21 protein-coding genes and 1 pseudogene are annotated in these 24,110 nt (G+C 56.1%); 6 read left to right on the forward strand and 16 right to left on the reverse strand.

Features of this window, described 5'->3' with window-relative positions; all coding sequences use genetic code 11:
- Positions 1–13: 13 nt before the first annotated feature.
- The 7 genes and pseudogenes from HFD95_RS13950 to HFD95_RS13975 form a co-directional block, all read right to left on the reverse strand.
- Entirely contained in the window at positions 14–1,219 is a 1,206-nt protein-coding gene (locus HFD95_RS13950; protein WP_229518688.1) for a PRD domain-containing protein, read from the reverse strand.
- A 126-nt stretch (positions 1,220–1,345) separates the two neighbouring features.
- Positions 1,346–1,531 (reverse strand): annotated as a pseudogene (locus tag HFD95_RS22235) (HTH domain-containing protein); the annotation flags it as partial.
- Between the two features lie 276 nt (positions 1,532–1,807).
- Positions 1,808–3,199 carry a hexose-6-phosphate:phosphate antiporter gene (uhpT, locus tag HFD95_RS13955; RefSeq protein ID WP_010251526.1) on the reverse strand — a complete coding sequence of 464 codons (1,392 nt, stop codon included), beginning with the start codon at positions 3,197–3,199 and terminating at the stop codon, positions 1,808–1,810.
- Positions 3,200–3,351: 152 nt separating this feature from the next.
- Positions 3,352–4,680, reverse strand: a complete 1,329-nt coding sequence (locus tag HFD95_RS13960) for an MFS transporter (RefSeq protein WP_158132027.1) — start codon at positions 4,678–4,680, stop codon at positions 3,352–3,354.
- Positions 4,681–4,689: 9 nt separating this feature from the next.
- On the reverse strand, positions 4,690–6,189 hold the full coding sequence (uhpB, locus tag HFD95_RS13965; protein WP_167430372.1) for a signal transduction histidine-protein kinase/phosphatase UhpB: 1,500 nt from the start codon (positions 6,187–6,189) through the stop codon (positions 4,690–4,692).
- Complete coding sequence (uhpA, locus tag HFD95_RS13970; RefSeq protein ID WP_010251517.1) at positions 6,186–6,779, reverse strand: transcriptional regulator UhpA; 594 nt, start codon at positions 6,777–6,779, stop codon at positions 6,186–6,188. The genes uhpB and uhpA overlap by 4 nt, the downstream gene beginning before the upstream one ends.
- A 181-nt stretch (positions 6,780–6,960) precedes the next feature.
- A complete protein-coding gene (locus tag HFD95_RS13975; protein WP_033769584.1) occupies positions 6,961–7,629 on the reverse strand; it encodes a YecA family protein in 669 nt (222 codons plus the stop codon).
- Positions 7,630–7,868: 239 nt separating this feature from the next.
- Here HFD95_RS13975 and HFD95_RS13980 point away from each other — a divergent pair, with 239 nt between their 5' ends.
- Together HFD95_RS13980 and HFD95_RS13985 are read left to right on the forward strand one after the other, a co-directional pair.
- Positions 7,869–9,122: a serine hydrolase gene (locus tag HFD95_RS13980; protein ID WP_033770924.1), complete on the forward strand. Its 1,254-nt coding sequence runs from the start codon at positions 7,869–7,871 to the stop codon at positions 9,120–9,122.
- Between the two features lie 132 nt (positions 9,123–9,254).
- Positions 9,255–9,761 (forward strand): RcnB family protein, encoded by a 507-nt coding sequence (locus HFD95_RS13985; RefSeq protein ID WP_022625353.1) that lies wholly within the window; start codon positions 9,255–9,257, stop codon positions 9,759–9,761.
- Between the two features lie 42 nt (positions 9,762–9,803).
- Here the strand turns inward: HFD95_RS13985 and HFD95_RS13990 are convergent, their stop codons facing one another.
- The 4 genes from HFD95_RS13990 to HFD95_RS14005 all read right to left on the reverse strand — a co-directional run bounded on the left by HFD95_RS13990 (position 9,804) and on the right by HFD95_RS14005 (position 13,370).
- Positions 9,804–10,916 carry an FAD-binding oxidoreductase gene (locus tag HFD95_RS13990; protein ID WP_157353448.1) on the reverse strand — a complete coding sequence of 371 codons (1,113 nt, stop codon included), beginning with the start codon at positions 10,914–10,916 and terminating at the stop codon, positions 9,804–9,806.
- A 19-nt stretch (positions 10,917–10,935) separates the two neighbouring features.
- Entirely contained in the window at positions 10,936–11,697 is a 762-nt protein-coding gene (locus tag HFD95_RS13995; protein WP_157353447.1) for an amino acid ABC transporter ATP-binding protein, read from the reverse strand.
- Entirely contained in the window at positions 11,690–12,496 is an 807-nt protein-coding gene (locus HFD95_RS14000) for an amino acid ABC transporter permease (RefSeq protein ID WP_010671730.1), read from the reverse strand. Before HFD95_RS14000 ends, HFD95_RS13995 begins: the two co-directional genes overlap by 8 nt.
- A gap of 61 nt (positions 12,497–12,557) precedes the next feature.
- Positions 12,558–13,370, reverse strand: coding sequence for an ABC transporter substrate-binding protein (locus HFD95_RS14005; protein WP_022625355.1), 813 nt, complete (start codon positions 13,368–13,370; stop codon positions 12,558–12,560).
- 193 nt (positions 13,371–13,563) lie between these two features.
- Between HFD95_RS14005 and HFD95_RS14010 the strand changes: the two genes are divergently transcribed.
- A complete protein-coding gene (locus HFD95_RS14010; RefSeq protein ID WP_167430373.1) occupies positions 13,564–14,649 on the forward strand; it encodes a LacI family DNA-binding transcriptional regulator in 1,086 nt (361 codons plus the stop codon).
- A 149-nt stretch (positions 14,650–14,798) separates the two neighbouring features.
- Positions 14,799–15,512, forward strand: coding sequence for a GNAT family N-acetyltransferase (locus HFD95_RS14015; RefSeq protein ID WP_167430374.1), 714 nt, complete (start codon positions 14,799–14,801; stop codon positions 15,510–15,512).
- Between the two features lie 16 nt (positions 15,513–15,528).
- Here the strand turns inward: HFD95_RS14015 and HFD95_RS21965 are convergent, their stop codons facing one another.
- From HFD95_RS21965 to HFD95_RS14030, 3 genes are all read right to left on the reverse strand, one after another.
- Entirely contained in the window at positions 15,529–16,494 is a 966-nt protein-coding gene (locus HFD95_RS21965) for a tropomyosin (protein WP_181955269.1), read from the reverse strand.
- A 218-nt stretch (positions 16,495–16,712) separates the two neighbouring features.
- On the reverse strand, positions 16,713–19,004 hold the full coding sequence (gene opgB / locus HFD95_RS14025) for a phosphatidylglycerol--membrane-oligosaccharide glycerophosphotransferase (RefSeq protein WP_167430375.1): 2,292 nt from the start codon (positions 19,002–19,004) through the stop codon (positions 16,713–16,715).
- 221 nt (positions 19,005–19,225) lie between these two features.
- Positions 19,226–19,615, reverse strand: a complete 390-nt coding sequence (locus HFD95_RS14030) for a tautomerase family protein (protein WP_010251498.1) — start codon at positions 19,613–19,615, stop codon at positions 19,226–19,228.
- A gap of 102 nt (positions 19,616–19,717) precedes the next feature.
- Here HFD95_RS14030 and HFD95_RS14035 point away from each other — a divergent pair, with 102 nt between their 5' ends.
- The gene (locus HFD95_RS14035; RefSeq protein WP_033769591.1) at positions 19,718–20,635 is read left to right on the forward strand and encodes a LysR family transcriptional regulator; all 918 of its coding nucleotides are present in this window, start codon (positions 19,718–19,720) and stop codon (positions 20,633–20,635) included.
- Here HFD95_RS14035 and HFD95_RS14040 read toward each other — a convergent pair.
- Positions 20,612–21,625, reverse strand: a complete 1,014-nt coding sequence (locus tag HFD95_RS14040) for a glycosyltransferase family 32 protein (protein WP_033769592.1) — start codon at positions 21,623–21,625, stop codon at positions 20,612–20,614. The genes HFD95_RS14035 and HFD95_RS14040 overlap by 24 nt on opposite strands.
- 504 nt (positions 21,626–22,129) lie before the next feature.
- On the opposite strand from HFD95_RS14040, the gene HFD95_RS14045 reads away from it, so the two are divergent.
- Positions 22,130–23,095, forward strand: coding sequence for a WD40 repeat domain-containing protein (locus HFD95_RS14045; protein ID WP_167430376.1), 966 nt, complete (start codon positions 22,130–22,132; stop codon positions 23,093–23,095).
- On the opposite strand, the gene HFD95_RS14050 is transcribed toward HFD95_RS14045, so the two are convergent.
- Positions 23,077–23,631: a histidine phosphatase family protein gene (locus HFD95_RS14050; RefSeq protein ID WP_167430377.1), complete on the reverse strand. Its 555-nt coding sequence runs from the start codon at positions 23,629–23,631 to the stop codon at positions 23,077–23,079. The two genes, HFD95_RS14045 and HFD95_RS14050, sit on opposite strands and share 19 nt — an antisense overlap.
- Between the last annotated feature and the right edge of the window lie 479 nt (positions 23,632–24,110).

Raw genomic sequence — 24,110 nt, forward strand, 5'->3', positions numbered from 1 at the left:
TTCTCCATTATCATTAATTAATCGAATTCGATACCAGACACTCCGTTACTCTTGCGATATCTTTCGCCGAGAACAGGGCAGAGACATACACCACCGGTTTTTCCAGCGGCTCCAGCCGGATAGTGGAAATCACCACGTCACACTCATGTCGTTTCAGGGAGTCAGCAATATTTTTCCCTGGCACGATGTCGATAATTTTCCAGTCGGGAAAGGCACGGATGATCCGTCCGTAAAGCAGCTGCGAGGTACCCAGGCCGCTGGAGCAGACCAGCAAGACCCGTTTTACCTTGATGCTGTTTTCGATGGCTGCCTGAATATGCACCGTCAGGTAAGCCACTTCGTCATCACTGATCTCATCCAGGCTGTACTCCTGCGTCAGCTGGCTGATTACCGCTTTAACGGCGGCAAACACCGTACCCAGTTCGGTCTGAATATCATGCAGCAGCGGATTTTTAATCCGGATGTGATATCTGAGGCGGTTCAGCATCGGCTTGATATGCGAGGACAATGACGCCTGCAGGTTCTGGTCGGTAGTGATTTCGATGTTGATGCGCTGCGCCACCCGGGCGATCAGCGCCTCAGCAAAGCGGGTTTCACGCTCTGAAATCAGGGAGTCATCGTGCTGTGGTGACTCACCACCCGCCTTACCGGAGGAGACCAGATACTGATAGATGGAGTGAGACTCCTCGGCCACCAGTACCGTGTTGTAGGCAGTCTCAATGCGCTCTATCACCGCCAGTGACACCTGCCAGGCGTGATGGTCGCTCACCCGGTTCATCGACACCGCGCGGGCGTCGGTCCTGTGCATCGGCGAGTGACTGCGGTGGATCAGCACCAGAATATGCGTAAATAAATTGATGTAGTAAGGATCGCTTATCGTATATTGCAGTTGCTGTTCAATAAAATTAATTAATTGCAGGGTAAAATGGACAGCCTGCTGACCAAACTTCTCTGAAAGCTCCTGCAGCGTGCTTTCATCCAGACGGCTTTCCATCATGTCCTGACGGTTATAAATCGATTTTAACACCAGCGCTTTCATCGCCATGCGAATATTATGGTCACTGCCTTTTATGCTGGTTCCGACACGGCTTTTTAATAAGGTTAAATCAAACTGATGTAACCATGCTTCTAATGTTTTTAAATCATTCACTATCGAGGCGCGGCTGATAAAATATTTATCCGCCAGTTCACTGATGGATGAACTTTTTGGTGAAAGCATTAATAAATCCGATGCTATTTTCAGCATCCTGAAGTTGCTGCTGAAATCATCCACCTCGACAGAGAAAATCCGGCGCGCGGCTATTTCCGACTGCGCATCAGCGAATTTAATTGTGATCCCTCTCCCACTTTTTCCGCTGAGATTGATTCCCTGGTCAGAAAGTTTTTCGTTAATGTCGGCAATATCGCGGCGTAGAGTTCTGGGTGTAATAGACGTTTTTTCTGAAATAGCGTGCAGGCTCACATAACTGTTATGAGAAATAAGCTGTCGCATAATCGTCAGTTGCCGTTCAGTCAGCGCCTTCATCATCATCAGGTTCCGCTTAATCCGTTATTCGCCTTGTCAGTTATCATCTAAACAAAGGCACTATGCCATGTAAATATTAAAACATGGCCACAACCTGGTGGTCAGGCTGACCACCTGACAGTGAATTTCTTAAATAATCGGGGACGAGATGAAAGAATAAGTGAAAGGGGGTGGGAGGGTTTGGCGGGCTGACTGGCAGTGATCCGATTGGTGGGGCTACATCAATGGCTGAGGGCGGAACCTGGCGGGAAAGCCCGGCTTACGCCGGGCCTGATTCTATCTTTACGCCATCTTTAAACGCTGTAGCCGTTTCTCGCGGCGAATCTTACGCTCTTCCATCACGGCAACCAGCGCCATCAGGCAGATACAGGCGATAGCAGCGGCATCCAGTGCGGCAAAGGTGCCCGCCCAGCCGGTCAGGCCAAATATCGGCGTGCCGTCGGCAATCATGCCCAGGCCCAGTTTAGCGAAGCTGTCACCAATCAGATAGGCGAAGGTGCCTTTGATGCCATCCGCTGCGCCGATTGCCTTTTTCGGTACAAAGCCGACCGCGGCGACGCCGATTAACAGCTGCGGGCCAAAGACCAGGAAGCCCAGGGCGAACAGCGACGCCAGATAGACATACTGGTTGCTGGCATGCTGATAGATCCCGAGCGTGGCAATAATCAGCGCTAACGCGACGCAGGCGACCAGCGCACGGCGGCCATTGGCCAGATCGGATAACCAGCCCCACATCAGTGTGCCCACCAGTGCGCCGACTTCAAACAGGGTAAAGCCCTGAATCGCCACCTCTTTAGAGAGCTTCAGCTCCTGGAAGGCGTAAACCGTTGACCACTGATCGATCCCGATGCGCACCACATAGAGGAAGATGTTGGCGAAGCAGAGCAGCCAGATCACCTTGTTCTTCAGTACGTACTCAACAAAGATCTGCCATTTGGTCATCGACTCATCTTCGGCTTCTTTGTCCTCATCGCTCAGCTCTTCGTCAAACAGCTCTTCGGCCTTGCCCAGGCCATAAGACTCCGGGGAGTCGCTGCCGTAGCGCAGGCCGATAAAACCCACAATCAGCGCGATAATAGAGGGGAAGATAAACATCCCAATTACGTGGCCGTTGAACAGCACATTGGCGCCAAACAGCGCAACGCCTGCCGCACCGGCACCGCCGAGGTTATGCGAGATATTCCACATGCCAAGATAGGTGCCACGCTTGCGGCGCGGCGTCCATTTGGTGATGGTGGAGTAACTACAGGAGCCGCCGGTACTCTGGAAGAATCCGCTTAAGGCATAGAAGGCGATCATCAGGAACAGGCTGACGGAACCGGTGCCCATGCTGGCGCTGAAACCCAGCATACAGATGGCCGAGAGGATCAGCATAAACGGCAGGAACTGCTTGGTGTTTTTGCCGTCAGCATAATAGGAGACCAGGGTTTTACCGACGCCATAGGTGATGGAGAAGCCCAGACCGATCATCCCCAGCTGCGTCATGCTCAGTCCGTAGGTGGTGATCATATCGTTCTGCGCGATATTGAAGTTTTTGCGGATCAGATACATGGTCAGGTAGCCGATAAAGACCACCAGATAGGACTGCATAAACGGCTTGAACCACATCTTGCGCCGCAGTTCGATGGGCAGATCCAGCGTCGGTCTGCGCACCTGTTTGAGGAATGCCAGCATGGAAGGGGATTCTCCTGGTTGGAATAGCTGCAATAGGCAGCGAATGGCTGGCATTGTAAAAACCTGCCGCCAGACTGGCCTGAGACAGCATCCAGGCGAAACCAGGAAAATTTCTTAGTTTTGCCCCACTCGGGGCAAAAAGGAGAGGCGTATCACGCTTCAGGCAGGGGACGCGGTGCCTGAGCATTTAAAAACGGCAGCAGCAATAGGGCAGATATCCCCGCCGCCGTGGCAATCACCGCAAAGAAGCCGCTCCAGTGCCAGACGTCGATAACCCACGCCAGCGGCCAGCCGGAGAGTGACGCGCCAAGATAGGCGAAAAGACCGACGAAGCCGGTTGCCGCGCCCGCCGCATCTTTATGGGAACATTCGGCTGCCGCCATACCAATCAGCATCTGCGGACCGAAGACAAAGAAACCGGTAGTAAAAAAGCAGGCTGCCTGCATCACATAACTGGTAAAGGGCATCAGCCACAGTGAGCCGACGGAAAGCAAAATCCCGGCTGCAAAAATCAGGTTCATCGGGCCACGGTTGCCGTTAAACAGCTTGTCCGAGCCCCAGCCCGCGACCAGCGCACCTATCACACCGCCCAGCTCAAACAGGGTGACTACCGAGTTGGCCGTGACCAGATCTACCCCCAGCGTGTCGGAGATGTAGAGATTTCCCCAGTCATTAAGCGCCGCGCGAACCACATAGACCAGCACGTAACACAACGACAGCAGCCAGATGTAGGGGTTGAATAGCACGTAGCGGGTCAGGATCGCTTTGCGACTCAGACCTGCGCCTTCCTGCTGCTGCGCCATCTCCATCTCATCCTGTCGCCAGTCGCCTACCGCGGGCAGGCCGACAGTCTGAGGCCGGTCGCGCAGACGCCAGCAGAGAAACAGTCCGGCGAGGATCGCTAAACTGCCCGCAATCATCATCCCGATTCGCCAGCCATAGTGCAGCGCCACTGCACCGATAACGATCGGGATAACCGCACCGCCAACGTTGTGCGCGGTGTTCCATAATGCCCACCAGCCGCCGCGCTCGTTGCGCGAATACCAGCTGGTCAGCAGGCGCGCGCAGACCGGCGCGCCCCAGCCCTGGAAAAAGGCGTTGATGGTCCACAGCAGCGCAAAGGCCCACAGTGAGGTGGAGAAGCCAAACAGGATATTGACCATGCCGGTAGCGATCAGCCCCAGCCCCATAAAGTAACGGGCGTTGGAACGGTCACTGACGATGCCGGAGAAGAACTTCGACAGGCCGTAGGTGATGTAAAATAGCGTCGCCAGCAGGCCGATATCAGTGCGCATCATCACGCCGCTGGCGATCACTTCCGGCGCTGCCGCATTGAAGCTTTTGCGGGTAAAGTAGAACAGGGCATAGCCGATCCAGATGGTCGACATGATGTGCCGCCGCCAGTAGCGATAGCGGCTGTCAATCTCACTTTTGTCCTGCAGCGGAGCGGCGTTAGCGGGCGTTTTCAGAAAGTTAAACACGGTGGTTCCTCAGGCCGTACGCAGCGGCAGATGCACGCTGACGCGGGTTCCATGGGTGCAGGAGATAGTCAGCGATCCACCCAGCGCACTCACGCGTTCGCGCATCCCGACCAGACCAAAGCTCTGCTGACCGGAACCTGGCGGCAGACCGCAGCCATCATCTTCAATCACCAGCAAAACGCGACCATCCTGTTGCCAGCCTTTCAGCGTCACGGCGCTGGCGCTGGCGTGTTTCACAATGTTGTTCAGCCCCTCCTGACAGACGCGAAACAGCGTGACGCGCTGCGCTTCGCTCAGCAGCGTCTCATCAATACGCCACTCAAGGTGACTGACGATGCCGCAATCCTCCAGCTCCATCTCACGCATCAGGGAGCGAACTGCCTGTTCAAGTGACAGGTCATCTAGCTGGCGGGGTCGCAGACGTCCCAGCAGTCGCCGCACTGAATCGTAGACACCCAGTGAGAGCTGCTCAATATGGACGCCGCTCTGGATCACCCGGCCATTATCCGGCGCAAGGCGCTGCACAATGCCCGCCTGGGTGCGGATTGCTGTAATCGTCTGACCGATGTCATCGTGCAGCTCGCGCGCCACCTCCTGGCGCACGTTCTCTTCTGTCTCGACCAGCCGTTCCGCCAGGCGCCGGTTGCGTGCCAGCTCACTCTGCAGCGACTGATTCAGCTCGCGCAGCCGCTGAATACCGGCACCCAGCAGCAGGCCGGTCAGGCTTTGCGCCAGCAGCGAGAGCAGAAGATCGACCGGATGATCGTGCCAGGTCTGGCTGGCGATCAGCGCGATTGCGTTCATCAGCGTCGCGATCAGCGCACCCTGCCAGCCGTAGTGCCAGGCCAGCGCAATAATCGGCAGCGCCAGACAGAATGGCGTAAAGCGCGACAGTTCAGCGGGCAGGCCAAGCTGCAACCACAGACTGATGACAAACAGCAGCAGATACCAGATAAGATGTCGGGCGCGCCAGTTGACCGGGTGCGAGACCAGCGCCGGTCCCAGCGGCTGCCAGCGGGTGCTGGTGAGGTAGTGCCAGATGACCAGGCAGGTCGGGGCCAGCGTCAGACCACCGGTGAGCGTCAGCAGCAGGGCGTTCAGCATCTCCTGCTGTCCCGCCCACGCCAGGGACTGCAGCAGCGCCGCGGCGATCAGAGCCGCGCCCTGGCTCAGCAGCGTGCGCCAGTCACGCTGATGGCGGTAATGGGAGATCAGCGCCACCGGCAGCAGCGTCAGTACACTGCCCGCCATTAACAGCGGCAGATGCGCCAGCGCGACCACCTTCGCCAGCCAGATCAGCATGATCCACTCAGCTGCCAGCAACACCGGCCAGTAAGCGCGTGGACATTGCAGCATCAGCCCCAGACGCAGGCCAAACGGGAATAGCAGCACCGCCAGCTCCGGGCGTTCCACCAGGTGCAGGCTGATACTCCACAGGCAGAACCAGGCCGCCGAGAAGATGAAAAAGCTGGCGACAATGGAGATCAGCCGCGAAACACAGGGGCTCATTGCCAGCCATCAAACATGCGGCGCGCCAGCTCCACATCATTGCTGACGCCGAGCTTCTCCATCAGATTCGCGCGGTGGACATGTACGGTTTTCGGTGACAGCGCCAGCTCAACGGCAATTTCCTTTACCGCCATGCCCTGTGACAGTTTTTCCGCCACCTGACGTTCGCGTCGGGTCAGCGGGTCCTGCCGACCGGCGGCCAGCTTGATCGCAATCTCTGGCGTCAGATAACAGCCGCCTGTGGAGACCGTGCGCACCGCCGCGATCAGTTCATCGGGACGACAGCGTTTAGAGAGGAATCCGCGCGCACCGGCATTAAGCGCCTGCTCCACCAGGGCCGGACTGTCATGGACTGACAGCATAATGGTGGCCAGGCCCGTCGGCAGCTTGCTCAGCAGCTCCAGACCGGAGAGATCCGGCATCGAAATATCGCAGATACAGACCTGAACGCCCCGGCCCGGTAAACCTGCCAGCGCCTCACGGCCAGAACCAAATTCCGCTACGACCTGGAAATCCGATTCCAGGCCCAGCAACTGGGCAAAGCCGGAGCGGACGATAAGGTGATCGTCAATAAGTGCGATGGTGATCATGTTTATTCCTGGCGGGTAAAATCGCGCTTACCTTAGCGATAAGCACGAAGCTGTTCAAGTCGTGAGCAGTCTATTCAGGTCAGGAAGTAGGCAGAGTGATGCAGGTCAAACTGTCGTGGATCGTGAGAAAAGCATGCCGGGCTGAATCGCCGCCCGGCAGATCGTGAGGCTAACCAGTCGATCAGTGCAGACAGCACTGCTTATATTTTTTGCCGCTGCCGCACGGGCAGGGATCGTTGCGGCCGGGCAGCTTCTCTGCCGCGACAGGCTTCTGGGGAACGGGAATCGCTTCTGGCTGGGAGATCCAGTGATCGTGCAGCGCCAGCGCAGCAGGACGAATAGCTTCAATGCTGGCTTCCATCTCGTCCGGCGTCATGGCATCGATCTTTTCAAGGTTCTCTTCCACGCCGTGCAGAGCGATGGCGTCCAGCGCGGGTTGCAGATCCTGCGGCAGGGCAGACCAGTCGGTCAGCGCGACACCGCGCATATAGCCGAAGCACCACTCTTCCACCACGGTAAATTCCAGACCTTCCATTTCACGGATGCCAAACAGCGGTTCGAACTGCTCAGGGAATTCAGATAAGCGGTCAGCCACATCATTCATATGCTGGAAGCAAAGCGACATAAAGCGCGTCATTTCACGCTCGTTGCTCCATTTTGGGATCTGCTTCTCGCCACCCCACAGTGCCACCAGCCACTGGCTTGGCTCGACGGTGACGGGACCGGAGAGAACGGCAGTCAGCAGGCCGTCGAGCTCGGAGACATCAATAATCGATGCTTCGCTGCCATATTTTTCCAGCATATCTTCCAGCCATTGCAGCTCTTTTTCGGACAGTGGGCCTTCTTTCATGCGGTTGCCTCCCGGGCATTTCAAAATTTCAGCGGCGTTGAGCCTTAAAACCGCAGCAGTGTACACCCTTGTGGACTGCAACACAGCTAACCCTGTTCGGGCGAGCTGCGGTGATTAAACCGCGTTTAGCACCACTTTCACCCCGTTGTGCAGGCGATAGCCCACAGCACTTTATGGTACATTTTTGCGCTCCAGCCAGACAGTTGCGTGTTAAATAATAATAAGTAAATGATTAATATATGAAAAATGGATTTACTGGCAGGCCGGCTGTTGCAGTCTCCCTTGCACGGCTGACCCCTGGCGGCCAGTGGATCAGCAGATTAATGACGCGATTCATGCCAGCCTTTATCTTCCTGCTGGCGGGATGTGGAACCCTGTCGCAAACCTCCGCCCCGGTGGGCGACCGCGTTTATCTGACACACGCCACCTTTCATGAAAATGTCGACGACATCGTGCAGCATTACATGCAACAGAAGCAGGTTCCCGGCATCAGCATTGCGGTCATTCATCGCGGTGGCCCGACCCGCTATTACGCTTTTGGCGTCACCGATCGTGTGCATCGCTATCCGATCACGCCCGATACCCTGTTTGCACTGGGATCGCTGAGTAAAGGCGTGACGGCAGAAGTGATTATCCAGCTGGTTGATCAGGGTAAGCTGCGCTGGAGCGATACACTGGCCGATCTTCTGCCGGAAGGTGTTCGCCTCAGCGCTGACGCGCAGCGCATCACGCTGCTGCAGCTGGTGACGCACACCTCGGGTCTGCCGCGTCAGGATATGGATCTGACGATGCTGCAGCAGTTCGTACGTTATCTGGACACCGGCGAGAACTTCTATGGCAATCTTGATAGCGACAAGCTGCTGAGTTATCTGGCGGACTTCTCTGCACCTGCGGTACGCATGCCACACTACTCTAACCTCGGCTATGCGCTGCTCGGTTATATCCTGCGCACGCGTTGTCATCAGGATATTCAGACGCTGGCATCACAGCTTATCTTCACACCGTTAAAGATGAACCAAAGCAGCTTTGTACCGGAAACGCTGGCGGGCTATCCATTGCGTGCGCTGGGCCATGCAGGTGATCAGCCAAAATTAATCCGCCGCGGCACGCTGACGCCTGACTGGCATTTTCACGGCAACATGGTGGCCGCGGCCAGTCTCTACAGTAACGCGCGCGATCTGAGTGCTTATTTGCGCGCACATCTCAGCGCTACCGGTGATGCTGCGCGGGACCGGGCTTTCGCGGCGGTAGATCAGGCGTGGTATCAGCAGGGCGCGCAGGTGCAGAATATCGCCTGGGTAACCGACACTTTCGAAGAGCAGCAGATCACCTATCAGGTGGGCTATATCGGCGGCTATGCCAGTTTTATCGGCTACGATAAACGTAACGGCAATGCGATTGTGGTGCTGCAGAACGGCTTTAACTGGAGTAACTATTTAGGCATTGCGTTGTTGGTCGATCTGGCAACTCAGGATAAAGTGGTCGGACAGTGATCCGCTACCTGGCCTGTGTGCAGTAAAGTGAATAGCGCTGTTTTTCCTTACACATAGCGTCAGTGCGCCGGAACTGAAGTGCGATAAACATTGTCTTTAGCCTGACTGTCAAAATTCAACGTGGAAATCATTATGCGCAGGACTCAACGTGTACTTTTATCAATGGGATTACTGGTTGGCTCGCTGAGCCTGATCCCCGCTGTACAAGCCGCTGGCGAAGCAACGGATACCGTTCCGCCACCGCCGCAGATTCAGCCTGCTAATCCGGATGCGCAGCCCGCTACGCCTGATACGGGCAGCGTTCAGCCGGATGCCGGTGCCGCGCAAAGCCAGGCGCCGACCAGCTCACAATCTAATGATGGTATTACGCCGACCACGCCGGCACCTTCCAACGGCGCGCACCCTAATTACGACCTCAGCACCATCATCATCGACTACAAACAGTACCAAATCGGTGACACAGTTCCAGAGAAGTACACCGATAAAACGTACACCATCAATGAGTGGCAAAAGCGTAATCTGCCTGCTCCGCAGGAAAATACCCACTGGGCCTATATCAACGCCAATTACATTCTTATTACCAATGACACCGGTAAAATCGTCATGGGTAAATCGGGCGATATCTTCTTCCGCGGTTAAAATAAGCGGTAAAAATCAGCCGGTCGTGATGACCGGCTTTTTTTAGCTGAAACGCTCAGCACCAAAGCTTGCCAGCATCGGATGCTTTTCACCGCTTACAATCTCCTCCGCCAGCAATTCACCGACAATCAGCGCCAGGGTTGCACCCGAATGCGTGAACGCCACATAACAGCCCGGCACCTTCTGCAGTTGCCCCAGTACCGGATCGCCATCGCCCGGAATCGGCTTCAGGCCAATTTTCCAGCTCTGGACGCTGAGCGGCTCGTCACCCCGTAACAACTGACTCGCTTCCTCGGCCAGCTTTGCTACAACCTGCTTATCAATATGGTAATCGCCTCCGGCCAGCTTCTGGATATCAGCCTCGTACCAGTCATGATCCAGGGCGTAACGGTTGCCGGGGTTTGGCCGGATGGCGGCGCGAGGCGTGTTCAGCACCGCCTTGAGTTCATGTTTGCCCGGCTCAGTGATCACCAGCATGGAGACGGGCGATCCGTTGGGAATCGTCACGCCCAGTGGCGCAATCACATCCGGTGTCCAGGGCCCGCAGGCGACCACCACCGCATCTGCCTGTAGTTCACCCAGCTCACTGCGAATGCCGCAGGCCCGGCCATTCACTGTGATCACACTGGCTTTACCGGCGTGTTCAATCACTTCACCACCCCGCACCCGGAACTGATTCACCAGATACTCTGACAGGTGCGGCAGACTGACCCAGCCTTCACCGGGGTTAAATATCGCCTGCGACGGCAGCGCGTCAGGATCGATCGTCGCATCCGCCTGCGCCACGTTATCAGGTGTCATGAGTTGTGAGTCGTAGCCGTGTGCTTTCTCATAGGCGTGCCGCGCCTGCGTTCCGGCTGCATCATTGCTGAACCAGCAGACCCCGCCATCAAAACGCAGCCAGTCGAGGGTAGGTTGTTGAGCAAACAGGGTGCGATAGCGATCAATGCCCGCCATGCGCAGCGCGTGATAGGGGCGGGAGCGTTCACCCGCCGAGTTGAGCCAGGAGAGTGAACGTCCCGATGCGCCAGAACAGAGCGCGGCTTCGGTCACCAGCGTCACCGCCGCTCCCCGTTTTGTCAGCTCCAGCGCCGTCGAGACACCTATTACGCCACCGCCCAGTACAACTACTTTCATTTCAGTTTTTACCGCCATTATCAGGTTCCTTGCTCAGTTACAGCACTTCAGAGAGAAAACGTTGCAGTCGCGGCGACTGTGGCGTATCAAAAATGGCGCCCGGCGGCCCGGCTTCAACAATCTCGCCTTCGTCCATAAACACCACCTGATCCGCCACTTTGCGCGCAAAGCCCATTTCATGTGTCACCACAACCATCGTCATGCCGCGACGACAGAGATCCGCCATTAGCGTCAGGACACCTTTCACCAGTTCGGGATCGAGCGCAGAGGTCGCCTCATCAAACAGCATGACCTCGGGATCCATCGCCAGCGCGCGGGCAATCGCGACACGCTGCTGCTGGCCGCCGGAGAGATCGCGTGGCCAGTGATCGGCGCGCTGACCCAGACCCACTTCTTCCAGCCGCTGACGCGCAATCGCCATCGCCTGCGCTTTGGGCAGGCCTTTAACCCGCCACGGTGCCAGCGCCACGTTCTCCAGCGCGCTGTGATCGGGGAAGAGATTGAAATGCTGAAACACCATGCCGATCCGTAACCGCAGCGCATCTGGCTTGTCGCGCAACACTGACCGATCAGCCAGAAGTACATCCCCCGATTGCGGTTCATGCAGCCGGTTGATGCCGCGCAGCAGCGTCGACTTACCCGAACCGGATGGCCCGATAATGCAGGTGGTGCTGCCGGGCGCGACCCGCAGCGAGACGTTACGCAACACCTCAATCGGGCCATAAGCCAGAGTCAGATCGCGCAGCTCCAGGCTGGCACCGTGCCAGCTCGCGGCAGTGGTGCTGTTCAGGTTATTCATGGTTGCCTCCGATCCGGGGATGAGTGACCAGTGCGCCGCCGGGCGCTCTGACTTCCTCCACCTCTTTTAAGCCACTTTGCGGGGCAGTCAGGCGACGTCGGCCGGTGCGATAACGCACATCGACATAGTTGACCATGTGCGTCAGCGGCACAGTGATAATCAGATAGAACAGCCCTGCCAGCATCAGGGGCGAGAGGTTGCCGGTGAGCACCGCCGCGTCCTGGCCCACGCGAAACAGTTCCCGTTGTTGTGTCATCAGGCCCAGCAGGTAAACCAGCGAGGAATCTTTAATGATGGCGATGAACTGGTTAACGATGGCGGGCAGTACGCGGCGGATCCCCTGCGGGATCACCACCAGTCGCATTGCCCGGCCATAACTCATCCCCAGCGCCCGGCAGGCTTCCATCTGGCCGCGTTCAACACTCTGAATACCGGCGCGGAAAATCTCGCCCATGTAGGCGCTGGCGATCAGGCTAAGGGCGAAGATCCCCAGCGGATAGGGCGTAGGACCGAACAGCTGATAGCTGAAGCGCGCCAGGCCCTGACCAATCAGCAGAATGGTCAGAATCGATGGCAGACCGCGGAACAGATCGGTATAGAGCCGGGCAGGCAGACGCAGCCAGCGTGAGGGCGAGATGCCCATCAGCGCCAGCAGAAGGCCGAATAGCGTGCCGAGCAGCGTTGCCGCCAGCGAGATAATCACCGTGTTGACCAGCCCGGTGGTCAGCATCTGCGGCAGTACTTCCATCATTGATGGAAAATCAAAGAAGGTGCGGGAAAGAATCGTGAGCAAGTCCATCGCCGTCTCCATGCAGAGTGGGGGATCCCCCGGTTAACTCAGGACGCGAACGTCCGCATCTTTACTGCCCGCCAGGCAGATACTGTTTTGGCATCGGCGATCCGGGGAACCACTTCTGATAGAGCCGTTGCCAGGTGCCATCCTGCATGGCTGCTTTAATGGCGCGGTCCAGCGCGGCCTTGAAGGCGGGTTTGCCTTTGGCAATGGCAATGCCGGCCGGTGCATCAAACGAGGGGATGTCGGCGGCAGAGACCAGCTTAAAGCGGTCGGCGTAGCTTTTTGCCGCCTCGTAGTCGAGGAAGATCGCGTCGAGCGTACCGTTGTTGAGCGCAGAGACTGCGCTGTTGTTGTCCGGGAAGCGTACGAGATCGGTCTGGGTGAAGTGTTCGACGGCATAGCTCTCCTGCAGCGTACCCTGAACCACCCCGAGCCGGTGTTTTGCCAGGCTGGCGACATTCTTCACGCCGCTGTCGTGGCGGGTCAGCACGGTGAGAAATCCCGCCAGATAGCCGGTTGAAAAATCCACCGTCTTTTCACGCGCAGGGGTGATGCCGATAGCCGCTACCGCCGCGTCATACTGACCGTTGGCCACCGCCGGCATGATGGCCGAGAAGTCCTGTCCAATAAAATCGACCTTATCGATCCCGATACGATGGGCGACATCTTTGAAGAATTCGACGTCAAAGCCGGTGAACTGACCGCTGGCATCCGTGAAGGTGTAAGGTTTTGAGTCGCCGACGCTGGCGATGCGTAGCTGACCCGGTTCGATCAGCCCATAGGGATTGTTATCGCTGGCAGCCAGCGTACAGAACGACAGTGAACAGAGTGCGAGTGTGGTGCCGAGCAGTTTGCCCAGGGTGGTTTGCGATTTCATAGCTCATCCGTTTTTGCAGGTTTAAACATCAGAGACTGTTGAGCCAGCGATTATTATTGAGACCGGTCTCAACACAGGTGGCACCTTAAGACACTGATGTTGTGAGACCGGTCTCAAGGGGTTACAATGAGTTTAAGCACAGCCTTTTTTCGGCGTCAATATTCCTGTCATCAACCTGTGATTCAAAATAATTATGACCAGCCAGAAACGACAATCTAAAGCGCCCACCGTGGCGGATGTGGCGCGCGCAGCAAAAGTATCCAAAGCCCAGGCGGCGCGTGCGCTGGGTGGCTATGGGGCGGTCAGTGATGAGGTGCAGGAGCGGGTCAACAGCGCGGCCTCCGCGCTGGGCTACCGTCTGAATGCCCTGGCCCGCAGTATGAACACCGGACGTTCCAATACCATTGGTGTGATTGTCGGCGACATTGAGAATCCCCATTTCGGTCTTGCGCTGCGCGGCATGGCGGATGTGGCGCGCACTGCCGGTTACCATCTGCTGCTCAGTAACAGCGATGAGAAGTTGCAGGCTGAGCAGGATGCGGTGCGGGTGATGCTGGAAAAGCGGGTCGACGGCATCATCGTTGCGCCCTGCTGTTCAGAACACCATCACAACAGTCACCTGACTCAGGTACTGGAAGAGGGCAGAGCGCTGAAATTATTTGATCGCGCAGTGACTGACCTTGATGTGGAGGCGATCTGCTGCGAATTTACCGAAGTGGCTGCAGAAGCAACCTCGCAGTTACTGGAAGCGGGCCATCGCCACATCGCTTATATCACCAGCATGGCACTGGCAACCGACTACAGCACGCCAGGGGATTTTGGCCTGACGCCGGTCGCCCAGCGCGTGGGCGGCATGATGCAGGCATTTGCTGCCGCGGGCGTGGAATTTGATCCGACGATGGTGAAAGTGAATGCGCTGGACGAAGCGGAGATTGCCCGTATCGTGGCCGAGCTGTGGCAGCGTCCGCAGCCGCCCACTGCGCTGGTGGCTTCTGACAGCGTGGTGGCGATGTGGCTGCTGCGCGAAGTGACGCAGCGCGGACTGCGAATCCCTGCCGATCTCTCATTCGTGATGTATGACAATTTTCCGTGGAGTGAGATTGTCACGCCACCGCTGACGGTGGTAGCGCAACCGGTGTATGAGATGGGCCGTGAAGCGGCACGACGCCTGATCGCGGAGATACGCGGCGAAGCCGTCGGACCGATGCCGCGCTTTGATGCCCGTCTGATGATTCGCCAGTCCATTACCGCACCGGCCAGCCTCATCAGTGCGGAATGATGCGGTTAACCCGGCCAGCCCGGTAACCGATATATCGCCTGGCTGATGCGTTCGCAGGCAATGGGTCTATCATTTTCGCCAGTTTTGGTCCTTTTTTATCAATTATGATCGTGGCAATCTGCAGAGATAATCTGCAGCCAGGAGACAACATGCCACAACATACCAATCAGTTCGGACAGCCGGTCGGTGAGCCAATGCCAGACTGGCAGCCCCGACCTCTGCCCCAGCATCAGGTTTTTACTGGCGAAGTTTGTCGGCTGGAGCCGTTCAGTGTGGCGCGTCATGCTGAGGCACTGTTTGAGGCATGGGCGCTGGCTGAAGATGGGCGTGACTGGACTTACCTGCCTGCCGGTCCCTTTACCGAACGTCCGGCATGGCAGGCGTATGCCGCACAGCTTGAAATGAGTCGTGATCCGCTGCATTTTGCCGTGATCGATCTGGCCACCGACCAGGCAGTAGGCAGCCTGTCGTTAATGCGCATCCAGCCGGAACATGGCGTGATGGAAGTCGGGCATGTCATGTTTTCGGCCCGGCTGAAACAGACCCGCATGGCAACGGAGGCGCATTTCCTGCTGATGCGTTACGCCTTTGAGACGCTGGGTTATCGCCGTTATGAATGGAAATGCGATAGCTGTAACGCCCCTTCCCGTAAGGCGGCGGCACGTCTCGGTTTTCGTTATGAAGGCGATTTCCGTCAGGCGATCGTCTACAAAGGGCGTTCACGTGACACCAGCTGGTTCTCGCTTATCGATAGCGAATGGCCGCAGGTGAAAAAGGGCCTGCAGCGCTGGCTGGCGGAGGATAACTTTACCGCCGACGGTCAGCAGCGCGAAAAGCTGGAGGCGCTGCGCGACAGACCCTGACAGGGTGATAACGGGATCACATTAAAATATCTTTCAGGACCGCCGCCAGCAGGGTGGTGGTCATGAGAATAGATAACCGTTTGATCCAGCGCATATCGGTGGTCAGAGTAACAACGTCATTTCTGAGGCTGTCCACAGCCGAAGTTAATCGGAAATTCATTTCACTGAGAGCGACATCCAGCTTATCCACCTTGGCTTCTAACTGATTAAAACGGATGGCCAGTTTGTCCGTTTTTCTTTCAACATGGCCAAGCCGCTCGTCTATCTGATGTACTTTTGTTGTGAGCTGACCAAGCTGCCCATCTATCTGATCGACTTTGGTTGTAAGCTGGCCGAGCCGAATGTCTATCTGATCAACTTTTATTGTAAGCTGGCCGAGCCGGTTGTCTATTTGATCAACTTTTATTGAAAGCTGGCTGACCCGGCTGTCTGTCTGGTCGACTTTCAATGTAAGTTTGCCGAGTCGATCATCCATCTGCTCGACTTTGGTCGTAAGGTGGCTGACCCGATCGTTTGTTTCGTCGATTTTGGTCGTAAGGTGGCTGACCCGATCGTTTGTTTCGTCGATTTTGGTCGTAAGGTGACTGACCCGATCGTTTGTCTCGTCGACTTTGGTTGTAAGGTGGCTGACCCGATCGTTTGTTTCGTCGACTTTGGTCGTAAGGTGACTGACCCGATCGTTTGTTTCGTCGACTTTTGTTGTAAGGTGTCTGACCCGATCGTTTGTTTCGTCGACGTTGGTCCTGAGCTGACTGACCCGATCGTCTGTCTGGTCGGCTTTTGCCTGAAGCTGGCCGAGCCGAATGTCTATATGGTTGGCTTTGGTCTGAATCTGACCGAGTTGCTTTCCAACCTGTCCGCCTGGCGGCCTCTGCTGCATATCAGTAAACACCTCCACCATCGCCTCCGCTTGCTGATCGTCGATCCCTGCCTGTTGCAGCGCTTTAAAGGCTTTGTGGGTACTCATCATTGTGCTTGTCATCACGACACCTCCCTGTGCACTTCAGCGATAACGGCATCATGACAGGCAAAAGACGTATCGCCACTAAGCCGGTTATATTTTGCGCGCCTCGCCGAAAAATATCAATTAGTACAACAAGTAACGTGCAACAGAGTGCGGGCTGTCTCGCAACATTTAGCTGATTTCAGGATGAGGCGACTCTGCGGAAATCCGCAGAGTCGGAAAGAAAAAAGCGGGCGTCAGGGCTGTGGCACGATTTTAATTTCAACCATGCCGATGCCCAGTTTGCGCGGATCCTGACCGGTGATATTGCCGGTGTTACTCAGCTGCGGTTCAGGTGGTGCAATCACCAGACGATGGCTGGCGCCTGGGTTATCAAAATGCAGGGTATGTGTCGATATCTCTTCACTCAGCGACAGCAGTTGCTGCTGATCGCCGACCCGCACCGGAATCGCCCGGTGCGCGTTGGGGCCATACGCACGCGCGGTGATCACCAGATCGAACTTCGCGGGCAGCGCATCGATATAGTCGATATGAACCTCGGGCGCGAGATTAGCGTTAGACCAGCGTCCCCAGCTCTCTGGCCGTGAGATGCCGCTGAAGCTTTTAACACTCTCCGGTGCGCCAGGCACGTCAAGCCGGAAGCTGTCAGCGCTGTAGCGAATGTTGTTATCTTCAATACGGATCTGCGCGAGGTTCTGCTGGTAACGCGCATCGCTGATAGCGCCCTCGGGGAAACGGACTTTGCCTTTCCACTGCGGTTTGTCGACATGCGTCACCGACGGCGTGCCGCCGAGCTGTCCCATCGCCACACAGAGATCGCCGGAAAGTGCCAGCGAAGGCTGCCAGAGTCGCGCCATCTTAAAACAGCGATCCACCCAGAGGAATTTATCGGCTGAGGCGAAATCCGCCAGCTGATAGCGCAGCGGTGCCGAATATTCCCCCTCCGGCATCGGCTCAACGTGCTTATCACTGATGCGGAACAGAATCGGCAATTTGAAGGTGGTCCCCGAGAAGCTGAAGATATTCTTCGCCTGATCCACCGTGAAGTTGTCTATCTTCTTCGGGAAGTTCCACAGCTGGATAATGTCGGGCTTCCAGCTCGCCACCTTACTCTTCATATCGTCGAACTGGGTGGAGAGTGAAAGCGATGAGAGGCTGCTGCGGCCCAGGCCAATCGCGTTATCGCCGCCGAGAATATCGAGCAGCGTGGCGCCGTTATCCAGCGTGCTGCGCTTCGCCTCCATCAATTCCGCCTGCGGCTTGTCACCACGGATCACCATGAAAAGATTGCGACGAGGCTGTTTGACCAGCCACGGATGCGCAGTGTTGTTCATCGCCAGATGATCCGAGCTCACCACAATCACGGTGTTTTTGAACCACGGCGACGCTTTAATGCGCGCAATCAGGCGCGCCACATGCTCCTGCGAGCAGGCGACCGCACTGAATGACTGATTCGGTTTGCCCTCAATGCTGTAGCTCCTGCGATCGCAGCTGCGTGAGATAAATCCGTCAGGATGATGGGTGTCGACGGTCAGCGTAAACAGCGCAAAAGGTTTACCGGCCTGAGAGAGTTCCTGATACTTCTCAAACACCTCATCCATTACCGTATCGTCGTAATAACCCCAGTTATTACGGTAGGTGGGATCGGCGACGCGGCTTTTCAGCTCCTGCGAACCATAAAGGTTAGCGGGATCAAAACCGTGTGATTTCAGGAAGACATCTTTCCCGGCGAAACGCAGATCGGCACCCTGAATAAACCAGTTCTCGTAGCCGGAGTTCTTCAGGATGTCGCCCAGACAGACGTTCTGAGGATAGAAGCTGGAGAGCGATGCTGACGCATTGCCATCAAACGGGGCAAACAGCGGAATGCCACACTGTGAGGCGACCATGCCCGCAATGGTGTAATCGGTACCTGGCAGCTGTTCGGTTTCGCTGAAGTCGATGCTCTGCTCTTTCTGCCGGCTCAGCTCCGGCGCTAAGCCGGGAAAGGCGATAGGGTCAAAATAGGTGCGCTCCAGGCTTTCACCATAGATGTAAACCACGTTGAGGTGCGGCTGTTCAATGCGATTACGCGGCACTTTATAGAAGTTGTCGAAGTCAGAATCTGCCAGTTGGGTATGCGACACAATCAGGGTCGCGACCTGGCGAAAGGCCGGGGTAGTCTGCACCGAGCCGAGTGCACAGGCGGCGGCCAGCAGCGACCAGCCCATGTGATGCGGACGCTTACGCCGCCGCAGAATCCACGACAGCAGGCAGAACAGCAGAAACAGCACGATGATCAGCGCAATCGCCGGCACCACATATTTACTGACACCCGCGCCGGTCAGACTGTTGGTCAGGGTATAGAGCACCGCATCGTTGATGCCGTCACCGGTAAAATAGTTGCTGGCATAGAGGGTGGCGTTCAGCACAACGAAAAGCACCAGCAGAATAAGAACGACAATAAACCAGAATTTGTTACGCCCGGCTTTACAGGAATAGATTGCAATAGCGGCCAGAAACAACGCGACGGACACCAATTCGGACAACGGCAAATCCTCTCTTCAGGGCTACGCGAGGCTTCACGCAACCGGCCACCTTCGGGGGATGGTTTTTCGACAATCTATATTGGCTGTAATCCGGCTGCAACATATCCGGCCCGATTTGTGCGGTGAAGAGCAGATTGGTTTATTGTCATTTCAGAAGTGAGGTTATCAGGCGTGACGGTGGCTGGCGCGCACCGTCAGCAGAGCAGAAGTCAGGGCGATTTTCAGAGTTTGCCGGTGAGATATTGTGCTTCGCCGTCGGCAAAACTCCAGTCACCTTTGTCATTGGTGATAAAGCTGATCATTAAATCGTTGCCCTGCACACCACAATGCTCACGCAGCTCACGCGCCAGCTCGGCCATAAACAGCTGTTTCTGTTCACTGCTGCGTGGGCTGGTATAGACCCGCACCATCACCAGATTATCGCTCCGGCTGAATCCCAGTCCGGTATCCTGGAACACCATCTGATAGCGCTTGTTTTCCTGAACAATCTGGTAGCGATCGCGTTCCGGCACCTTAAAGGCCGTGAGCACGGCGCGGTGTGCCGCATCCAGCAGTGTACGAAGCTCTGATTCTGAACGACCCTGGATAACATCAAATTGCAGCAGTGGCATAGCGGATTCCTCCCGGTGATTAAGAACCCTATGGTGACCCCTTTATCCGGCGGGAAAAAGCGCGTAGCCTGAAATGATTATTCACTATAGTGAACAATCACGATGAAAGAGATGAAAACGGATACGCTGTGGGATCATCTGCACTGGCTGACCGTACTGGCAGAGCAGGGCAGTTTTACCCGCGCGGCAGAGCGGCTCGACGTCAGCAAGGCGGCGATGAGTCAGAAAATTAAAGAGCTGGAGGAGATGGCCGGTGTGTTGCTGGTACAACGCACTACGCGCAGCGTGCGGCTGACCTCTGCCGGTGAGAAGCTGGTGGAGGAGCTACGCGAGCCTTTTGCCCGCATTGAACAGAGTTTTTTCAGCGTGCGGGATACCGCCGGGCCGGTGCGTGGCCTGGTGCGCATTACCGCACCGGTGGCGTTTGCCCGTCAGCAACTGGTGCCGATTATCGGTGAGTTTCTGCGTGATTATCCGCAGGTGCGTCTGCAGCTGGATGTGACTGACCGCATTGTGTCGCTGAGCAGCGAGGGATTTGATCTGGCCATTCGACACAGCGACACCCTGCCGGAAACCCACGTGGCACTGCCGCTGTGTGACACGCGGACATTACTGGTGGCATCACCCGCCTATCTCAACGAACAGGGGATACCGCGTACGCCGCAGGATCTGGCGCAGCATAACTGCCTTTACTATCCACGAGGCGTCGAATCACCGCGCTGGCGATTTACCACCTCCGCGGATAGCGAACAGGTCCAGATACGGATTCAGGGCAGCTTTGCCACTAACAACAGCGAGTCGATACGCGATGCGGCCCTGCAGGGGTTAGGGATCGCTATGCTGCCCGATTTCAGCGCCCGGGAGGCGCTGGCAGCAGGGTCATTGCAGCAGGTGTTGCCTGCGTGGCAGCCGGTTGAGGCCTTTGCCGCCCGCCTGTGGATCGTACGACCCTGGGCGGCGCAGGTGCCCCGCGCGGTCACCACGTTTACGCACTGGCTACGCGCGCGCTTTGACCGTTGAAGGCAATGCCAGCGCAGGTGGCGTGGTGTGCATCATCTCGCCAATCAGGCTGCTGCGGTTATATAAACCAAGCCGCAGATTGAAGTCGAGATGCAGCCGCTCGTTGCCGGTTAATTTTATAATGGGTGGCGGCGTCTGTGGCCGCTGCTGAAACATCACAGACTGCGCAAAGGCGCTGCTGCTGTCGGCATGCAGGCGCTGATAGAACCAGGCGCTGGCTTCACTTTTACGCAGATAGAGATTAGCCCGCCGGTATTCCCGCATCGCAACCTGCTGCGCCAGCGACAGGAGCTGACGAGACGGATTCTCCATATTCTGCACAATCAGCGGAAAATCATCACGCTTCTTCAGCTCATGGAAATAGTTGCGGATACCGACGTTTTTAACCGGTGCCAGCTGTTTCAGCCATTCGCGGATAAACGGATTTTGCGGGGCGGCAGCAAGAAACCAGCTCTCGGTGACCGGCGCAAGCAGATTCAGCGTTGATTGCTCGTTATAGTAACCAATGAGATCCATTGACCGCGCTTCGTGAACGCGATGCACCCAGGCGAGATTCTCAAACAGCAATGTGCTGCAATCAATGCCGATGCCGCCATAACGGTGAATCAGCTCAAGCCGGATGATTTCACTTTTATGTGCCAGCGTCAGATCGGAAGAGATAAAGTTGAGATCGGGCAGCCACTGCGACAGGGTGCGCTGCGTAATCAGATAAACCTGGTGGTCGGGGTTGTCCCGCCGGATTTTACTGATATTCAGCGCCATTGAGGCAGGCAGGTGATCGTTATGCCAGACCATCCAGACGATTTTTGGAATCTCCGGCAGATCTTTCTGCTGCGCGATCAATACGACATTATCTTCCTGACCCGGATCATATTCCGGTGCCCGACAGAGTTTCTGCTGTTTTCTATTCCATAACATCTGGCTACTGAACGATATTCTTTTCCAGTTACGCCAGATTTTATGCGCTGGACGTTGGCGATGTGAAGTCATGGTACACCTGTTATTTTTATTTTCCCGTCATAGTGCAGGCTCTGCCCGTTCCGCCAGCGGCGGGAACGGCCGGAATTACATACTGACTGCAATCCCGATGAGTGCGGGAATTAATGAATAGTTTTCCCTGGTGGCGACGCAGTGCTGGAGCGCGCGATAGTTTCCTCACGGCTGTTTAATTGCACTGCACCTTTTTAATAAAACATTATTTACACATTAGCTATGTCTTTTTTTGACTTTAGGATAATACGGAAATAATCCGGTCACGTTATGAAAATAATAATGTCGTCACTGTTAATCATTTATTTAAATGCGGGAATAAACGCAGTTAAGGAATATCTGAATATTATTCTTAACCTGCGCGTTATCCTGCGGCCCGGGCCACAGTAACAGTGGCTATTGTACTTAACTGGTGGTGTAAGCCCGGCTCATCAATCCGCGGAATCAGACATCCTGAAGAGGATTGTCTACGCTTAAGAAGAACTTACTGAGAAAGGAGCGCGCATGCAGAGTGAATCTTACGGGTTACTGGCGGTTGATAAGCAGGGTAATCGCGTCCTGTTTCTTAATCCGGAAACCTTCGCGGTCGAGCGGGAACTGAACGCTTTTCCACCGCGGCCGCATGAACTCCTGATGCTGGCCCCCTGGGGTAAAGCCTATGTACCCATTTTTGGCGACGGCGTTCATGGTAATAACCCGCATCCGGGTCACAAAGTGGCGATTATCGATTTACAGCGTCGGGAGATCAGCGGCTTTATCGATCTGTCGCCGCTGCGGGCACCCCACAGCGGGCAGCTGGGCCGCGATGGCAAAGTCTATCTCTGCTGTGAGCAGAGTGCCGCAGTGGCGGTGATCGATCCGCAGAGCGACAAAGTGGAAAAAATCATTCCAATTCCTTCTCACAACGCGCATCGCCTGACGCTGTCACCCAGCGGCCGCAAGCTGTTCACCGATAACGAAGAGGATGCGACCATCACCGTGGTGGATCTCTGTGAAGCAGAGGGGCGGGTCATCGACACCATCCTGCTGCCCGGGCCGATTGCGGGCATCGCTGCCTCTCCGAAACACCCCTATCTGGTCGCCAGCGCCGCTGATGCACCGTTGCTCTATGTGATTGATCGGCAAAGCCACCGCATTCGCCAGCGCCTGACGCTGCCGGGTCATGAACGGCCCTGTCAGGTGGTACGCTTCAGCGCCGATGGCGAGCAACTGGTGGCGATAGGGGATCAGGAACCGCTGGTGACGCTGTTTGACGATCTGCTGAATCCGCTGGACGACATCCGGGTAGGTAACATGCCGATGGACGGCTGTTTTACGCCAGACAGGCAACAGCTGCTGATTGCCAATCAGGATGATGGCACGCTGAGCGTGATCGATCTGGCGCAGCGTAAAGTGATTGCCACGCCGCGTGTCGGAACGGGCTGTGAGGTGCTGGGTTATTTTCCAATCGGTCAGATAAACGGACGATGATAGATCGCGGAACTCCAGTGGCGGCTGCTGGCGTGCTTCTCCGCCTGCCAGCCGCGTTTACGTAATTCGCGCGCAATCATCTTATTCATGATGCCGTGGCCCAGCAGCAGCACCGTGCCATGCCGTGAGTGATCGATCAGCTTCTCTGCCGCCGCGGAGGCGCGGCTGCGCGCATGTTCCAGCGACTCCGCTTCACCCGCATACCCGCAGAACCACAACAGCCGCAACAGGGCCAGCCAGCACAGGGTAGGCAACTGCACCGCACCGGTTCGCAGCAGTGGCACGGCGACTTCGCTGAACACGGCATCAACCTCATGGGGCTGCAGACCGAGCTGGCTCAGGGAGGATTGTGCGCGGGGCAGGGGACTACAGACAATCACCGCGGCCTGACGTGCAATCTCAATACTGCGCGGCGGCGGTCCGTCACTAACCTGTGACTGATCGTAGGCTTCGCACCAGTCTGCCAGCGCCTGCACGCTCTGGCGACCTGCCGCCTGATGATCGGGTTTACCATGTCGCATCAGAATAATGGTCATAACACCTCTGCCCGGACTTTTTGTCAGAGTAACGTATTGTCTGCGCTTACAGCGATTTTTCAGAATAAATACACCTGTCATCTCATGGTCACAGGCGTGTGCGACAACAGAGCCCGATGAAAGGATTTTACCCTGTCTTATAACGCTTAAACATAAGAGAAAATGGTAACTTATAGTCGATGGTGATTTTTTTCAGGCGATGTGTTGCGGGTAACTGGCTGAATTTGCGCTAAAAATGCGTGATGACGGGATGTGATAGTGAAGTTTTACTAATAATTTTCATCAGGATCTATTGATTTATCTACGCGCGTAGATACACTAGGTCCCCAGTGATTGCTCACGGTGCCCGATGCACAGTAGGCCCATCGATTGTTAAGTTACATTCGCTCAGTTTAAGCGACCGGTGAAAAATACACCGGCGAAATGGGGCGAAGAACAAGATTCCAACACCAGGGAATCCTTTAACCTTTCATCATGGT

Source organism: Pantoea sp. EKM10T (assembly GCF_011800685.1).
GTDB classification, from domain to species: Bacteria; Pseudomonadota; Gammaproteobacteria; order Enterobacterales; family Enterobacteriaceae; genus Pantoea; species Pantoea agglomerans.

Excerpts from the sequence above, each read along its gene's own strand:
- HFD95_RS13950 (WP_229518688.1), bottom strand. The coding sequence starts at position 1,219 with ATGCTTTCACCAAAAAGTTCATCCATCAGTGAACTGGCGGATAAATAT.
- uhpT (WP_010251526.1), bottom strand. The coding sequence starts at position 3,199 with ATGCTGGCATTCCTCAAACAGGTGCGCAGACCGACGCTGGATCTGCCC.
- uhpB (WP_167430372.1), bottom strand. The coding sequence starts at position 6,189 with ATGAGCCCCTGTGTTTCGCGGCTGATCTCCATTGTCGCCAGCTTTTTC.
- uhpA (WP_010251517.1), bottom strand. The coding sequence starts at position 6,779 with ATGATCACCATCGCACTTATTGACGATCACCTTATCGTCCGCTCCGGC.
- HFD95_RS13975 (WP_033769584.1), bottom strand. The coding sequence starts at position 7,629 with ATGAAAGAAGGCCCACTGTCCGAAAAAGAGCTGCAATGGCTGGAAGAT.
- HFD95_RS13980 (WP_033770924.1), top strand. The coding sequence starts at position 7,869 with ATGAAAAATGGATTTACTGGCAGGCCGGCTGTTGCAGTCTCCCTTGCA.
- HFD95_RS13985 (WP_022625353.1), top strand. The coding sequence starts at position 9,255 with ATGCGCAGGACTCAACGTGTACTTTTATCAATGGGATTACTGGTTGGC.
- HFD95_RS13990 (WP_157353448.1), bottom strand. The coding sequence starts at position 10,916 with ATGGCGGTAAAAACTGAAATGAAAGTAGTTGTACTGGGCGGTGGCGTA.
- HFD95_RS13995 (WP_157353447.1), bottom strand. The coding sequence starts at position 11,697 with ATGAATAACCTGAACAGCACCACTGCCGCGAGCTGGCACGGTGCCAGC.
- HFD95_RS14000 (WP_010671730.1), bottom strand. The coding sequence starts at position 12,496 with ATGGACTTGCTCACGATTCTTTCCCGCACCTTCTTTGATTTTCCATCA.
- HFD95_RS14005 (WP_022625355.1), bottom strand. The coding sequence starts at position 13,370 with ATGAAATCGCAAACCACCCTGGGCAAACTGCTCGGCACCACACTCGCA.
- HFD95_RS14010 (WP_167430373.1), top strand. The coding sequence starts at position 13,564 with ATGACCAGCCAGAAACGACAATCTAAAGCGCCCACCGTGGCGGATGTG.
- HFD95_RS14015 (WP_167430374.1), top strand. The coding sequence starts at position 14,799 with ATGCCACAACATACCAATCAGTTCGGACAGCCGGTCGGTGAGCCAATG.
- HFD95_RS21965 (WP_181955269.1), bottom strand. The coding sequence starts at position 16,494 with ATGACAAGCACAATGATGAGTACCCACAAAGCCTTTAAAGCGCTGCAA.
- HFD95_RS14030 (WP_010251498.1), bottom strand. The coding sequence starts at position 19,615 with ATGCCACTGCTGCAATTTGATGTTATCCAGGGTCGTTCAGAATCAGAG.
- HFD95_RS14035 (WP_033769591.1), top strand. The coding sequence starts at position 19,718 with ATGAAAGAGATGAAAACGGATACGCTGTGGGATCATCTGCACTGGCTG.
- HFD95_RS14040 (WP_033769592.1), bottom strand. The coding sequence starts at position 21,625 with ATGACTTCACATCGCCAACGTCCAGCGCATAAAATCTGGCGTAACTGG.
- HFD95_RS14045 (WP_167430376.1), top strand. The coding sequence starts at position 22,130 with ATGCAGAGTGAATCTTACGGGTTACTGGCGGTTGATAAGCAGGGTAAT.
- HFD95_RS14050 (WP_167430377.1), bottom strand. The coding sequence starts at position 23,631 with ATGACCATTATTCTGATGCGACATGGTAAACCCGATCATCAGGCGGCA.